General features: G+C 65.2%; 13 protein-coding genes and 1 pseudogene. 7 read left to right on the forward strand and 7 right to left on the reverse strand.

Annotated elements, in window-relative coordinates; genetic code table 11:
• Positions 1-122 precede the first annotated feature (122 nt).
• Positions 123-974 (forward strand): annotated as a pseudogene (locus HBF26_RS19200) (S9 family peptidase); the annotation flags it as partial.
• Between the two features lie 110 nt (positions 975-1,084).
• Here the strand turns inward: HBF26_RS19200 and HBF26_RS19205 are convergent.
• The 6 genes from HBF26_RS19205 to miaB form a co-directional block, all read right to left on the reverse strand.
• Positions 1,085-2,113 (reverse strand): magnesium and cobalt transport protein CorA, encoded by a 1,029-nt coding sequence (locus tag HBF26_RS19205; RefSeq protein WP_240151437.1) that lies wholly within the window; start codon positions 2,111-2,113, stop codon positions 1,085-1,087.
• A gap of 321 nt (positions 2,114-2,434) precedes the next feature.
• Positions 2,435-3,631, reverse strand: coding sequence for a lipoprotein N-acyltransferase Lnb domain-containing protein (locus tag HBF26_RS19210; RefSeq protein ID WP_167129802.1), 1,197 nt, complete (start codon positions 3,629-3,631; stop codon positions 2,435-2,437).
• A 172-nt stretch (positions 3,632-3,803) separates the two neighbouring features.
• Positions 3,804-4,655 carry a CorC family transporter gene (locus HBF26_RS19215; protein ID WP_167129804.1) on the reverse strand — a complete coding sequence of 284 codons (852 nt, stop codon included), beginning with the start codon at positions 4,653-4,655 and terminating at the stop codon, positions 3,804-3,806.
• Positions 4,656-4,817: 162 nt separating this feature from the next.
• Positions 4,818-5,285 (reverse strand): rRNA maturation RNase YbeY, encoded by a 468-nt coding sequence (gene ybeY, locus HBF26_RS19220; protein WP_167129806.1) that lies wholly within the window; start codon positions 5,283-5,285, stop codon positions 4,818-4,820.
• Complete coding sequence (locus HBF26_RS19225; protein ID WP_167129808.1) at positions 5,282-6,262, reverse strand: PhoH family protein; 981 nt, start codon at positions 6,260-6,262, stop codon at positions 5,282-5,284. Before HBF26_RS19225 ends, ybeY begins: the two co-directional genes overlap by 4 nt.
• Before the next feature lie 19 nt (positions 6,263-6,281).
• Positions 6,282-7,628 carry a tRNA (N6-isopentenyl adenosine(37)-C2)-methylthiotransferase MiaB gene (gene miaB, locus HBF26_RS19230; RefSeq protein WP_167129810.1) on the reverse strand — a complete coding sequence of 449 codons (1,347 nt, stop codon included), beginning with the start codon at positions 7,626-7,628 and terminating at the stop codon, positions 6,282-6,284.
• A gap of 159 nt (positions 7,629-7,787) precedes the next feature.
• On the opposite strand from miaB, the gene HBF26_RS19235 reads away from it, so the two are divergent.
• Entirely contained in the window at positions 7,788-9,068 is a 1,281-nt protein-coding gene (locus tag HBF26_RS19235) for a lytic transglycosylase domain-containing protein (RefSeq protein WP_167129811.1), read from the forward strand.
• A gap of 159 nt (positions 9,069-9,227) precedes the next feature.
• Here the strand turns inward: HBF26_RS19235 and HBF26_RS19240 are convergent, their stop codons facing one another.
• The gene (locus tag HBF26_RS19240) at positions 9,228-10,412 is read right to left on the reverse strand and encodes a S1C family serine protease (RefSeq protein ID WP_167129813.1); all 1,185 of its coding nucleotides are present in this window, start codon (positions 10,410-10,412) and stop codon (positions 9,228-9,230) included.
• Positions 10,413-10,616: 204 nt separating this feature from the next.
• On the opposite strand from HBF26_RS19240, the gene petA reads away from it, so the two are divergent.
• The 5 genes from petA (at position 10,617) to HBF26_RS19265 (ending at position 14,534) form a co-directional block, all read left to right on the forward strand.
• A complete protein-coding gene (gene petA, locus HBF26_RS19245) occupies positions 10,617-11,216 on the forward strand; it encodes a ubiquinol-cytochrome c reductase iron-sulfur subunit (protein ID WP_167129815.1) in 600 nt (199 codons plus the stop codon).
• Positions 11,216-12,517 (forward strand): cytochrome b, encoded by a 1,302-nt coding sequence (locus HBF26_RS19250; RefSeq protein ID WP_167022505.1) that lies wholly within the window; start codon positions 11,216-11,218, stop codon positions 12,515-12,517. The genes petA and HBF26_RS19250 overlap by 1 nt, the downstream gene beginning before the upstream one ends.
• A complete protein-coding gene (locus HBF26_RS19255) occupies positions 12,510-13,262 on the forward strand; it encodes a cytochrome c1 (protein ID WP_193569989.1) in 753 nt (250 codons plus the stop codon). The genes HBF26_RS19250 and HBF26_RS19255 overlap by 8 nt, the downstream gene beginning before the upstream one ends.
• Positions 13,263-13,333: 71 nt before the next feature.
• Positions 13,334-13,978, forward strand: a complete 645-nt coding sequence (locus HBF26_RS19260; RefSeq protein WP_167129817.1) for a glutathione S-transferase N-terminal domain-containing protein — start codon at positions 13,334-13,336, stop codon at positions 13,976-13,978.
• A 124-nt stretch (positions 13,979-14,102) separates the two neighbouring features.
• A complete protein-coding gene (locus tag HBF26_RS19265) occupies positions 14,103-14,534 on the forward strand; it encodes a ClpXP protease specificity-enhancing factor (protein WP_167027563.1) in 432 nt (143 codons plus the stop codon).
• Positions 14,535-14,746: the final 212 nt, after the last annotated feature.

The raw sequence follows: 14,746 nt of genomic DNA on the forward strand, positions 1-14,746 counted from the left end.
GCCGCATCCCGCCGTCGCAATTCGCTGCTCACCACCGCGCACAACAGGACAACAACGCAGTAATCTTCAACCCCGGACTTTCACAGTGATCATTGGTACGGCTGGTGGGGGCAGGTCACAACGGGAAGGATCTCAAGCAGGTGACCCACTTCAACGCGAAGCAGATCAAGGGCGCACAGACCGGCGACTTCGAATTCTTCACCTTCAAGGGCTGGAACAACGAGACCGTGCAGGGCTACGTGGTGAAGCCGGTGGGCTTCAAGCGCGGCAAGTCCTACCCGGTCGCCTTCATCATTCATGGCGGCCCGCAGGGCGCGATGACCAACAGCTGGAGCTACCGCTGGAACGCGCAGACCTATGCGGGCCAGGGTTTCGCGGTGGTGACGATCAACTTCCACGGCTCCACCGGCTACGGCCAGGCCTTCACCGAATCCATCTCAGGTGACTGGGGCGGCAAGCCGCTCGAAGACCTGAAGGCCGGCTGGAACGCGGCATTGTCGAAATACAAGTTCCTCGACGGCGATCGTGCCTGCGCGCTCGGCGCCAGCTACGGCGGCTACATGGTCTACTGGATGGCCGGCAACTGGAACCAGCCATGGAAGTGCTTCGTCGACCACGATGGCGTGTTCGATGCACGCGCCATGTACTACGACACCGAAGAGCTTTGGTTCGAGGAAAAGGAGAACGGCGGCACGCAGTTCGACCACCCGGAGAACTACGAGCGCTTCAACCCGGTCAACCACGTGAAGGACTGGCGCGTGCCGATGCTCATCGTGCACAGCGGCAAGGACTTCCGCATTCCGGATACGCAAGGCCTTGGCGCCTTCACGGCGCTACAGCGTCGCGGCATCCCCAGTAAGCTGCTGCACTTTCCGGACGAGAACCATTGGGTGCTCAAGCCGCAGAACAGTGTGCAGTGGCATGAGACGGTGAATGCTTGGTTGAAGGAGTGGACGGAGCCGCAGGCAAAGTAGGTCATGGGTTGCGGCGGCCGTTCAGCCGCCGCTTCTTTAACTACGGCTGAGTGTCTCCCGTGACGAAGGCGCTGGGTTCCTGCCTTCGCAGGAGCCCAGCGAGGGGTCGGTCAGAACCAGCGGTTGCGCTTCAGCGCTATGAAGATGCCACCTACGATGCACGCCACCAGACACGTAATCGCCGGATAAGCCCAAGGCTTATCCAACTCCGGCATATGTGCGAAGTTCATCCCATACCAGCTCGTAATCAACGTAGGTGCCGCCAGCATGGCGGCCCATCCCGCAAGCTTCTTCATCACCTCGTTCTGGCCGAAGGTGACGAGCGCCAGGTTCACGCTGATCGCTGCTCCGAGCATTTCGCGCATCGCCGAGATGGATTCGTTTACCCGGAACACATGGTCGTAGATGTCGCGGAAGTAGGCGCGCAGTTCCTCGTGGATGAGGTGGGGGTGAAGGCGCACCAGTTGCGCCACGACATCCTGTAGCGGCACCACGGCCAGGCGCAGCGTCATCAACTCGCGCTGCATGTCGTACAGGCGCTTGATGGTCTGCCGGTTGTACGTTTCCGCGAAGATGTCGTTTTCCAGTTCGTGCACTTCCTGCCGGAAGTCGCGGACGATTGGCAGGAAGTTGTCGACGATGAAATCCAGCACCGCATACAGCGCGTAGCTCGGCCCCATGGCCAGCAGTTCGGGTGTCTGCTCGCAGCTTCGCCGCGCAGGGGCATAGGACAGCGAAGCCCCGTGGCGCACCGTCATGAAGTAGCGCTGGCCGAGGAATATCTGCGTTTCGCCGAAGGCGATGTTGCCGCCGACCAGTTGCGCCGTTTGCGCCACGATGAAGAGGGAGTCGCCGTAGGCCTCGATCTTGGTGCGCTGGTGTGCGTGCTGGGCGTCCTCGATGGCCAGGTCGTGCAGGTTGAATTCTTCCTGCAGCTTCAGGAGCAGCGCCTCGTCGGGCTCGTGCAGTCCTACCCAGACGAAGGTATCCGGTTCTTTCAGCACATCGCTAATGGCCTCGATCGTGATGTCGCCGATACGCGAGCCGTTGGTCCGGTAGGCCACGCAGTTGATGACCATGCCGTTGCCCTGGGCCGGTGAGGGCGAATTCGGATCGGGGACGAGAGGAAGCGAGGCCATGGGCTGGTTCTTGATCGGGTAGTTGCCTGCAAGTGTAGGCGCAAGGCGGATGCCACGTCCGCTTCCTGCCCGATGCAGCCGGCGAAGGCGTCGTCTTAATGTGAAGTCGCGGGGAACATGTGGTTGGCGAGGAAGCCGGTCGCGTGTTCTTGCGCCAAGGAAGCCGCCTCAAGGAGAGAACACCGTGATGTCCGCAAATTCCATTCCGCCCCTTCCGTTCGACTACAAGACCTGGAAGGCTGGTACCTCCATCACCTTGCCATCCCCTTTCGTGATCGCGAAGCTCATCGCCGCGAAGTAAGTTCCCACGCCGTCGGCGCGTCAGTCGTGCCGGCGGCAGAAACTCCAGGTCAAGGCGGCCCAGCACGGAAGGGCGAACAGGAGCCAGGGAAGGTTCCGCTGGGGGAAGTCGGGCCAGAGGTGCAGCAGCAGCGCAATGATGCATGCCGCGAGCGAGAGGGCCGTTACCCGCGATGCCAGCCTGCTCACAGGGCGTCCGGCGTGGCGAAGCCGCCAGATGCCCGGCACGATCAGCAGGGCGAACGGCGAAAAGGCCAGCAGATTGAAGTTGCCCCACGCGGAACGGTGCAGGGTCAGGGTCCACAGGCCGAGCATGAAGAGGCCGGCGATGCCAGCGAACACGGCGAACACTGTGCCGGTGGCGACGAAAACTGCACGTGCGCCGGCTCGCCGGGTGAGGGCCGGTAGCGCAAGCGGAAGCGCGAGTACGATGCCGGCGCCCAGCAATGGCCAGCGGAGGTCTGGCGCGCGATCGGGGGGCGGCGTCAGCTTCGCGGGCACCAGCAGCGTGTCTTCGGTGACGAGCGGGTGGCCGTCGATCCGAACATGGCGAACGCCCTCTTCGAGTGTCATCGGCAGAAAGGCCTCTTTCCACGCCGTCATGGGCTGGTCGGCGAAAGGACCGAGCCCGAGGTCCATCCCGAGCATCAGCCAGGGCTGGTTGCTCATCAGGCGGGCGGTCTGCTCGCGGAAGGTCATGCCGCCCGGCTTGCCCATCCATTGGGCGCTGAGCGCGCCGCCCAGGGCATCGTCCAGCACGTCGCGCACGCGTGTGGTGCAGTTGTCGATGTAGTAGTCGTAGCGGTAGCCGGCGTTCTCGGGACGGATGTTCCAGAGGAGAAAGCGCCGCAGGTGTTCCTTCTGGGCGTCGTCGAGCGCCAGACGCTGTCGGCGAACGTAACGGCCTTCCCCGGCATAGAAGTCGATATCGGACTGGGTGGTTTCCGCATCCATGCGGTAGGCCATGATCCCTCGCGCGAAGTTGAGCAGGAAACCCTTCTGGTCGAAGTCGAACACGCCGTAGTTGAAGGCGATGGATTCGCCGCTGACGGTGTCGCGAACTTCCAGCGCATCGTGCCCGAAGCGCTCCCAATAGATGTCGCCGGGACCGTAGGTCATCAGCGATATCTCCAGGTTGGCGGCCGGTGCGTCCACGATGCCCGCGCGGGCGAGGGGGGCGACGCACAGGGCAAGAAGGAGGATCAGGGTGTATCGCATCGGTTCAAGCAAAGTCCGTCGTTGGGCGCCATGTCCGGCGCATGTCTGTGGGAGCCGCTTCAGCGGCGATCCCGCGGCAGCGGGCCTTCTTGTCGCAAGCACCCATCGCCGCTGAAGCGGCTCCCACATAAGGAATCGCCGGCGGAGCCGGCTCCCAGGATCGCGATGACGATCAGGCCGCGTTGCCTGCGTGCGCCACGTGGAACTGCTGCACGCGGCGGTCGTCGGCCTCGGTGACGCGGAAGACGAACTGCCCGACGGTGATCTCTTCGCCCGCGGCGGGCAGGTGGCCGAACTCGGAGGTGATCATGCCGCCCACCGTGTCGAACTCCTCGTCCGAGAAATGCGCGCCGGCCACTTCGTTGAAGTCGGCGATGGGCGTGAGCGCGCTGACGGCGAATCCGCCTTCTTCCAGCGGCCGCACCAGCACGGGATCTTCCTCGTCGTCGTGCTCGTCGTCGATCTCGCCAACGATCTGCTCGAGCACGTCCTCGATGGTGATGAGGCCGGCCACGCCGCCGTATTCGTCCACGACCAGCGCCATATGGTTGCGCGTGAGGCGGAACTCGGCCAGCAGCACATTGAGGCGCATGGACTCGGGAATCAGCACGGCCGGGCGGAGCAGGGCGCGCACGTCGCAGCCCTCGCTCTGGCCGAAATACTTCAGCAGGTCTTTCGCCAGCAGGATGCCCAGAACCTCGTCCTTGTCTTCCCCATGCACGGGGAAGCGGGAATGGCCGGATTCGACCACGGCGGCGAGAATTTCGGGAAGCGGCGCATCGACGGGCAGGCTGACGATCTGGGCCCGGGGCACCATGACGTCGTCGACGCTGAGTTCGGTCACCTTGATCGCACCCTCGACCATGGTCAGGGTGTCGTTCGAAAGCAGGCCGTTGGCCTGGGCGGTGCGCAGTTCCTCGATCAGTTCGTCGCGGTTGCGCGGCTCGCCGGAAAACAGATGGCCCAGTCGGTCCCACCAGGAGCGGTGGGCGGGGCCATGGGTACTACTAGGGTCCTCGTTCATTACTCTTTGTGGTTCTGCCCAATCGGGGCGGAAAGGTCAGTCTACTGGAATTCGTGTGACGGTTCAGAAGCGGCCGGGAGCGGGCCTATGTGGGAGCCGGCTTCGCCGGCGATGGCCTCGAGGCGAGATTGCCATCGCCGCTGAAGCGGCTCCCACAGGGGCTCAGGCCAGATAGGGGTCGGGGATGCCCAGGCCCGCCAGGATACGGGTTTCGAGGGCTTCCATGGCCTCCGCGTCGGCGTCCTCGATGTGGTCGTATCCCAGGAGATGCAGGGTGCCGTGCACGGTCATGTGGGCCCAGTGGTCGGCAGGCTTCTTGCCCTGGTCCGCGGCCTCCCGGGCCACCACGGGCGCGCAGATCACCAGGTCGCCGATCAGCGGCAGTTCCACGCCCGGCGGGAAGTCGGCCGGGAAGGAAAGCACATTGGTGGCGTAGTCCCGGCCGCGGTACTGCCGGTTCAGGGCCTGGCCCTCGTCGGCGTCCACGATGCGGATGGCCACCTCGGTGGCCTTGCGCCGCCGTGCACCCTTGAGCGCGGCCTCCACCCAGCGGCGAAACGTGGCAGGGGCCGGCACGCCCTTGCGAGAGGTGGCGTACCCCACCGCGACATCCGTCCGCGAACCGCTCAACGCTCTTCGTCCTGCTTCTGCTCGAACGCCTCGTAGGCGCGCACGATCTTCGCCACCAGCGGATGACGCACGACGTCGCGCGAGGTGAAGAAGGTGAAACTGATGCCGTCCACGCCGCGCAATACCTCGATGGCATGGCGCAGTCCGGAGCGGATGTTGCGCGGCAGGTCCACCTGGGACACGTCGCCCGTGATCACCGCCACCGAACCGAAGCCGATACGCGTCAGGAACATCTTCATCTGTTCGACGGTGGTGTTCTGTGCCTCGTCGAGGATCACGTAAGCGTCGTTGAGCGTGCGTCCGCGCATGTAGGCCAGCGGGGCGATCTCGATGACGTTGCGCTCGATCAGCTTGGAGACCTTTTCGAAACCCACCATCTCGTACAGCGCGTCGTACAGCGGGCGCAGGTACGGGTCGATCTTCTGGCTCAGGTCGCCCGGAAGGAAGCCCAGCTTCTCGCCGGCCTCCACCGCGGGGCGAACCAGCAGTACGCGTTGCACGCGGTTGGCTTCCAGCGCTTCGACGGCGCTGGCCACGGCGAGGTAGGTCTTGCCGGTGCCGGCCGGGCCCACGCCGAAGTTGATGTCGTGCGTGGTGATGGCGTGCAGGTAGCGGGCCTGGTTGGGGCCCCGGCCCTTGATGACGCCGCGCTTCACCTTGATCACCACGTCCTGCGCGGATTCGGCGGCCTGTTCGTTCAGCGCGTCGATGCCCGATTCGGCCAGACGTACGTTGATCGTCTGGCCGTTGAGGGTTTCATTCTCGGTGGCGTCGTAGAGGGCGCGCAGCACCTGCTCGCCGGCCTTCGCCGAAGCCTCTTCACCGATCACGCGGAACAGGCTGCCGCGGTGGTCGATCTCGATGCCCAGGCGGAGTTCGATCTGGCGGATGTGCTCGTCGAGCGGGCCGCAGAGATTGGCGAGGCGGGCGTTGTCTTCCGGGTCGAGGGCGAAGTCGCGCTGGGAGAGTTGGGTCATGGCGTTGATGGGAGTGCCCCTAGGCGAGCGCGACTGCTTGGTCGAGGTGGACACGGCCGCGCAGCGAGTTGGACATCGCCTCGGTGATGGTCACGTCGACGAACTGTCCGATCATCCGGGGATGGCCGGGAAAGTTCACGTAACGCATGTTTTCCGTGCGTCCGGTCATTTCGTTCGGATTCTTCCGGCTGGGCTTTTCGACCAGCACGCGCTGCACGGTGCCCACCATGGCCTCGTTGATCTTGCGCGCGTTCTCGTTCAGCACGGCCTGCAGGCGAGCCAGGCGGGCATGCTTCACCTCGGCCGGCGTGTCGTCGGAAAGGTTCGCGGCGGGCGTGCCCGGGCGGGAAGAGAAGATGAAGGAGAAGCTCTGGTCGAAGCCGACGTCGTCGATCAGCTTCATGGTCTTTTCGAAATCGTCTTCGGTTTCGCCGGGGAAGCCGACGATGAAGTCGGAGGAGATGCAGATGTCCGGACGCACGGCGCGCAGCTTGCGAATGCGCTGCTTGAATTCCAGCGCCGTGTAACCGCGCTTCATGGCCGCGAGGATGCGATCGGAGCCGGCCTGCACGGGCAGGTGCAGGAAGTTCGCCAGTTGCGGCACGTTGGCGTAAGCCTCGATCAGCGAGTCGGAAAACTCCAGCGGATGCGAGGTGGTGAAGCGTATGCGGCCGATGCCCTCGATCTGTGCGATGGCGTGGATCAGCACCGCCAGGTCCGCCGTGCCGCCATCGTGCATGGGGCCGCGGTAGGCGTTCACGTTCTGACCAAGCAGGTTGACCTCGCGCACGCCTTGCTCGGCGAGCTGGGCCACCTCGACGATCACATCGTCGAACGGGCGGCTGATCTCCTCGCCGCGGGTGTAGGGCACCACGCAGTAGGAGCAGTACTTGGAGCAGCCTTCCATGATGGAGACGAAAGCGGTGGGGCCTTCGGCGCGCGGCTCGGGAAGACGGTCGAACTTCTCGATCTCCGGGAAGCTGATGTCCACCTGCGCCTTGCCGCTGGCACGCTGTGCCTCGATCATCTCCGGCAGGCGATGCAGGGTTTGCGGGCCGAACACCAGGTCGACGAACGGCGCGCGCTTGATGATGGCGTCGCCTTCCTGCGAGGCCACGCAGCCGCCCACGCCGATGAGCACCGGCTTGCCGTTCTGCTTGTGCGCCTTCCAGCGGCCAAGCTGGCTGAAGACCTTTTCCTGGGCCTTTTCGCGGATCGAGCAGGTGTTGACCAGGATGACGTCGGCTTCCGCCTCGTCCTGGGTCAATTCCAGCCCGTGCGACGCGCGCAGCACGTCGGCCATCTTGGCCGAGTCGTACTCGTTCATCTGGCAGCCGTGGGTCTTGATGAAAAGCTTGCCGCTCATGGGCATGGGTACCGTGGTTTCGTGGGGTTCGACCGAACCGTGCAGTTTACGCCGCCCCCCGCAGGGTTGCCACAGGGGCGTCGTGGATCAATGACTTGCGTGAAGAAGGTCACGTAACCGGCCCTTGGCACGGGGGAGGGGCTGGGGCACACTCGCGCCATGGTGAACGACGCGACGCCAGGGGAAAGCGCCGGCCATCGCGCCTGCCGTTTCCTTTCTTATCGAACGGCCCTTCGCAGGGTCGCGATCGGCTGCGCGTTGCTCCTCGGGTTGGGTGCCGCGCCGGTGTTCGCCGGCTCGCTGTACCGTTGCGTCGGTGCCACCGGCGAGACCGTGTTTTCCGGCAGCACCGCCGGCTACAAAGACTGCAAGCGTATCGGCAGCACACCCAGCGCCAGGCCGGCGAAACCGGCAAAGGCTGTGGCTGAGCGCGGTGTCGCGGGCATTCCGGCTTCGGCCCCCAGCGATGGTCGCGGCAATGGAGCGGGCAGGGGTCGCGGCGGCGTTGGCGGCGACGGTGGATTTGGCTCAGGTGTCCTTCCGGGGGCTGGCGGCCAGGCAGGAGCCCCGGCCGCTGACCTCGGGACCGCATTGCAGGACGGCGCGGGGACGTCGCCGCGCTCTTTCGCCGGCGTGGTGGGCTCCGTGCTCTCCGCGCCATCGGCGACCGCGTTCGCGGGGGTGAGCGGCGATGTCGTCGGCGGGCCCGCAGAGCGCGACACCTTGCCGCCGGTCACCGCGCCAAAGGGCAGCTGGGATTACCGGGAGTCGTCCTCGCAGGACCTGACCGCCGCCGTGGCACCCGCCGCGCCGAAGGGCTCGCGAGTGCTGCGCGGCGCCGTCTATCGCATCACGCGCCCGGACGGCGGCGTCGAATACACGAATATCCCGCCCGGTGGCGCTGCCAAGGGGCAGAGCATCAAGATGCTCTTTACGTATATCGCCACCTGCGCTGCCTGCGATGTCCACTCCAGGATCGACTGGAACAACGTGGCGCTCAACCTCACCTCGTTCGGCGACGCGATCCGCTCGGCGAGTGGCGAGTTCGGGGTGGACGAAGCACTGCTGCGCGCGGTCATCCACGCCGAGAGCGCCTTCAATCCGCGGGCGCTGTCGGTCGCGGGGGCGCAGGGCCTGATGCAGTTGATCCCGGGCACCGCGCGCGACATGGGCGTGCTCGACGCCTTCGACGTGAACCAGAACATCCGCGGCGGCGCACGATACCTGGCCCTGTTGCTGCGGAACTTCAACGGCAACGAGCGCCTGGCCGCGGCGGCGTACAACGCCGGCCCCGGCGCCGTGCAGAAATACAACGGCGTGCCGCCTTACGACGAAACGAAGGTGTACGTGGAACGCGTGGGCGTGCTGCGCAAGCGGTATGCGGAAACGTTGAAGCGGCACGCGGCTGCCGGTGTGCCGCTGGCCGATCGCGGTACGTGACGCGGAATAGCCTGTCGCGACCTGCTCGCTGTGAGGCTTTGTGTGGGAGCCGCTTCAGCGGCGATGGGTGCTCGCCACAGACTGGCCCGCTGCCGCGGGATCGCCGCTAAAGCGGCTCCCACAGGTCCTCATCGGGTTCGAGCGTCAGCCCTCGCGATCTCACGGCTGCCGTAGCGCCTGCATCGGTGCGCTTGGCGGGCGCTGCACAGGGGTCACCGTGGCGCTGAACGGCGCTCCGGCGCGCAGGCCGGAGATCTGCACCGGCACCCCGGGCTTCAACGAGGCCTCGTGCCGGCGCAGGTCGGACGGGTCGAGGATGTCCTCGTCGCCCAGGCGCAGCAGCACGTCGCGCTGCTGGATGCCCGCGAGGGCGGCAGGACCGCCGGGCGACACATCGTTGACGACCACGCCGCGTGCCGCCGACGGCAGGCCGCTGTCGGCCGACACGGGCACTGCGCCATAGTCGGCGCCGATCCAGCCTCGCACCACGTGTCCCGTCTGCACGATCTGGTCGAGCACGTTGCGCGCGCTCTGCACTGGAATGGCGAAGCCGATGCCTTCGGCGCCCACGGCCTGTCCGATCAGGGAGGTGTTGATGCCCACCAGTTCGCCATGCGCGTTGACCAGCGCGCCGCCGGAGTTGCCGAAGTTGATGGCCGCATCCGTCTGGATGAAGTTCTCCAGGCTGGACAGGTTCAACTGGCGCCCGATGGCGCTCACGATGCCCATCGTCACCGTCTGTCCGATGCCGAAGGGATTGCCGATGGCCAGCACCACATCGCCCACCCGGGGACGGCTGTCGGCGTCGGTCATCTGGATGGCGGGCAGGTTGCCTGCGTCCACCTTCAGCACAGCAAGGTCGGTCTCGTCATCGGAACCCACCACCCGGGCGCTCGCCACGCGTCCGTCGTAGAGGAGCAACTGGATGTCGTCGGCGTTCGCGATGACATGGTTGTTGGTCAATACGTAACCATCGTCGCTGACGATCACCCCGGAGCCGAGGTTCTGCTGGCGCCGCGTGCGCGCGGGCCCGGTGGGCACGCTGAAGATGCGCTGCAGCACCGGGTCCGAATAGAGCTCCCGCGGTTGCTCGGTCACGAGCTTGTTGGCGTAGATATTTACGACCGATGGCGCGGCCTTGGCGACGGCATCGGCATAGGAGGCGGGCCCGGAGCCTCCGCCCGAGGCGGATGCCGTGGCTTCCCGGGGCGTGGGCGTGCCGACGAAGCGCTGGCGAAGGAAGGCGCCGCTGCCCGGCCAGAACAGGCCGACGACGAAGGCCACGGCCAGGCCGAGCACGACGAAGCGGGCGACGAAGGCGAGCGTGCGAGCGGCGTCTTTCATGGAAAGGGCTAGGGATCCTGCGAACCAATACCGCATCCGGGCGGTTCCGTGGCAGCCCTGTCCCTCATCAGGTACAAGGTGGCGTTCAGTTGATTGTACGTGGCTGGTGCTGACGTTACACTGACGCGATTTGCGGAAGCCGATTTCCGAAAAGAGCCGGCGTTGGGGTCCGCATTCTCAATGGCATAAGTTCCGGAGAGCCTGATGGCGAACGAAGTCGTCGATCACGGGCGCCGTCGCTTCCTAACCGTAACGACAGCAGTTGTCGGCGGAGCGGGAGTGGTCGCGGCGGTCGTGCCCTTCATCAAGTCGTGGGAACCGAGCGCAAGGGCAAAGGCAGCGGGGGCGCCTGTCACGGTCGACATCAGTGCCATCGAGGCGGGCCAGAAGGTAACCTTCGCGTGGCGCAGCCTGCCGGTGTTCGTCGTCAATCGCACGAAGGACCAGCTGGCTCAGCTGAAGGGCCTGGAGCCCCGCCTGCTCGACCCGATGTCCTCGGATTCGGCGCAGCAGCCCAAGTACGCCACCAACGAAACCCGCTCCATCAAGCCGGAATGGCTCGTCGTCATCGGTCTCTGCACCCACCTGGGCTGCGTGCCGGACTTCGTGCCCGACATCAAGCCCGAGCCGTTCGATGCGAACTGGAAGGGCGGCTTCTACTGCCCCTGCCATAAGTCGCGGTACGACCTGTCCGGCCGTGTCTTCAGCGGCGTGCCCGCCCCGAAGAACCTGCCCGTGCCGCCGTACCACTTCATCGACGACACGCACATCCAGATCGGCGTCGATCCGAAGGAGGCAGGCTGATGGCTAACGTCTTTTCCCGCATCGGCGACTGGGTGAACGAACGGGCGCCGAACCTCGCGCCCACGTACCGCAAGCACATGACGGAGTACTTCGCGCCGAAGAACTTCAACCTCTGGTACTACTTCGGCTCGCTGGCGCTCCTGGTCCTGGTCAACCAGATCGTGACCGGCATCTTCCTCACCATGAACTACAAGACGAGTGCGCTTGAAGCGTTCAACTCGGTCGAGTACATCATGCGCGACGTGGAGTGGGGCTGGCTGATCCGCTACATGCACTCCACGGGTGCCTCGCTGTTCTTCGTGGTGGTGTTCCTGCACATGTTCCGCGGCATCATGTACGGCTCGTTCAAGCGTCCGCGCGAGCTGGTCTGGATCCTCGGCATGCTGATCTTCCTCGTGCTGATGGCCGAGGCGTTCATGGGCTACGTGCTGCCGTGGGGCAACATGTCGTTCTGGGGCGCGAAGGTCATCATCTCGCTGTTCGGCACCATCCCCTACATCGGCGGTTCGCTGGTGGAGTGGATCATGGGCGACTTCCTGCCGGCCGATGCCACGCTCAACCGCTTCTTCGCGCTGCACGTCATCGCGTTGCCCCTGGTGTTGCTGCTCCTGGTGGTGCTGCACCTTGCCGCGCTGCATGAGGTGGGCTCCAACAACCCCGACGGCGTGGACGTGAAGCACGGGCCGAAGGGCAACAAGTGGAACCCAGAGAAGCCCATCGATGCCATCCCGTTCCATCCGTACTACACGGTGAAGGACCTGGTGGGCGTCGGCTTCTTCCTCACCATCGCCGCGTTCATCATCTTCTTCGCGCCCACGTTCGGCGGCTGGTTCCTCGAGCACGACAACTTCACCCCGGCGAACAACCTCGTCACGCCGAGCCACATCAAGCCGTCGTGGTACTTCACGCCGTTCTACGCCATCCTGCGCATGATCCCGTCCTTCTTCGGCACGGCGATCTGGGGCGTCATCGGCATGTTCGGCGCCATCCTGCTGCTGGCGCTGCTGCCGTGGATCGACAAGGGCGAGGTCCGCTCGGTGCGCTACCGCGGGCTCGGTTTCCGCATCGCCCTGGGCGTGCTGGTCTTCAGCTTCCTGGCTCTGGGCCTGGTTGGCGCCGGCGTCACCGCCGAGGTCATTCCGGAGTGGTTCCCGGGCGCCGACGTCACCACCTGGGAGAACGCCTTCGGCCGCCTCATGGTGCTGGGCTATTTCGGTTTCTTCGTATTCGTGTGGGTCTACACACGCTTCGGCTTCGAGAAGACCAAGCCGGTTCCGGAACGGGTGACGATGCATGATTAAGCGCACTATCTCCTCCATCGCCCTGGCGCTGGGCCTTGCCGTCGCCACTATCCCGGCCCTTGCGTCCGAAGGCGAAGGCCTGGCCCCCGCGGGTACCAACATCCGCGACCAGGCCTCGCTGCAGCGCGGCGCCAAGTTGTTCTTCAACTACTGCGTCGGCTGCCACTCGCTGAAGTACGTGCGCTATTCGCGCCTCGCCTCCGACCTCGGTCTGTCCGAGGAAGAGGTGATGACGAACCTCAACTTCACGGGTGCGAAGTTCGGCGAGCCGGTCATCTCGCACATGCCGGCGGACGACGCGAAAACCTGGTTCGGCAAGGATCCGCCGGACCTGTCGCTGGAAGCCCGCGCCAAGGGCGTGGACTTCATCTTCAACTACCTGAACTCGTTCTACCTCGATCCCACCCGTCCGGTGGGCTGGAACAACACGGTCTTCCCGAACGCCTCGATGCCCAACCCGCTGTGGGAGCTCCAGGGCCTGCAGACGGCGGTTCACGGCGAAGCCGCGCCGGGACAGGAAGCCGTGGTAGAGAAGCTGCAGATCTCCACGCCGGGCCGCATGAGCCCCGAGGAGTTCCGGGGCGCCACCCGCGACATCACAGCCTTCCTCGAGTACGCGGCGGAGCCCGCCGCGCTGGAACGCCAGTCGATCGGCGTCTGGGTCATCCTGTTTCTGGCCGGCCTGACCTTCCTCCTGTACCTTCTGAAGCATGAGTACTGGAAAGACGTCCACGATAGTCACTGACTGACGTCCCCGCGGGGCGGCCGCTGGCCGCCCCGTCATCGTTTGATGCAGCAGGGAGGGAGATCGAAAGCATGGTCCAGAACGCACGTTCGCGCTCGGCACTGACGCTTTACACCAGCGCCGACGACATCCACTGCCACCGCACGCGTCTCGTGTTGGCCGCCAAGGGCGTCGCCTACGACCGGATCATCCTCAAAGCCGATCAGCCCACGCCGGACCTGCTGGAACTGAACCCGTACGGCACGCTGCCCACCCTGGTCGACCGCGACCTCACGCTTTACGACCCCGCGGTGGTCGTCGAGTATCTCGACGAACGCTACCCCCATCCGCCCCTCATGCCCATCGATCCGCTGTCCCGCGCGCGTCTGCGCCTGGCCACGTGGCGGATCGAGAACGACTGGCTGCCCGAAATCGAGGCCATCGGGGAGGGTGGCAAGGCGGCCGACGCGGCCCGGAAACGGCTCCGCGAGCACCTGCTGATGACCGTGCCGTTGTTCCGTGCGTCGCGGTTTTTCCTGAACCCGGAAATGAGCCTCATCGACTGCCTGGTGGCCCCGGTGGTGTGGCGTCTGCCCCACCTGGGCGTGGATCTCGGCAAGGACGGCAAGCCCATCGTGGATTACGGCGAGCGTCTGTTCCACAGCCAGGGCTTTGCGCGCAGCCTCACGCAGGAAGAGCGTGACATGCGGCCCGACTACAATTTCGCGCCGGGTTAACCCCCAGCCGGCCCTATCCCGTAAACTCTTCCCTGGCCTTGCCCTGCCGGGCATCTGGTGATTCCCGACCCATACCGGCGGGTACGACGAGGACGGTTCCATGGATACGAACGAAAGCGCGGGCATGACTTCCAATCGCCCCTACCTGCTGCGGGCCATCTACGACTGGATCAGCGACAACGGCCTTACCCCGTATGTGCTCGTCGACGCGGGCCAGCCCGGCGTCCGTGTGCCGGCGCACGTGGTGAAGAACGGCCAGGTGGTCCTGAACCTGGCCATGCGCGCGGTGGCCAACCTCGACCTCGGCAACGACAGGATCTCCTTCCAGGCGCGGTTCTCCGGCGTCAGCCAGTCCATCGTGATTCCCGTGCAGGCCGTGCTGGCGCTGTACGCGCAGGAAAACGGTCAAGGCATGATGTTCCCGGCCGACGAAAACGATTCCCCTGCGGCGAACGCGGCGGAGCCGTTGGACGAAGCCGGTGAAGCCCCCGAGTCCACGGGCGGCGACGACGACCGTCCGAAACGCGGCGCGCCGCACCTTCGCGTGGTGAAGTAAGGCAGCGCCTGCCGAACTCCCGGCGCCATCCCTCGGTAGCTTCGGTTCCATGTGGGAGCTCTATGTGGAAGTCGCTTCAGCGGAAGCTCCATGTGGGAGCAACTGTCTTTTTCAGTGGATTGCTCACACGGCCGCAGATCGCCATCCAACCTGATCTCGGACCATGGCATTGATGGCCGTGATCAGGCTTCTCATGCAGGCAACGATAGCGA

It is taken from the genome of Luteibacter jiangsuensis, assembly GCF_011742555.1.
Lineage (GTDB): Bacteria > Pseudomonadota > Gammaproteobacteria > Xanthomonadales > Rhodanobacteraceae > Luteibacter > Luteibacter jiangsuensis.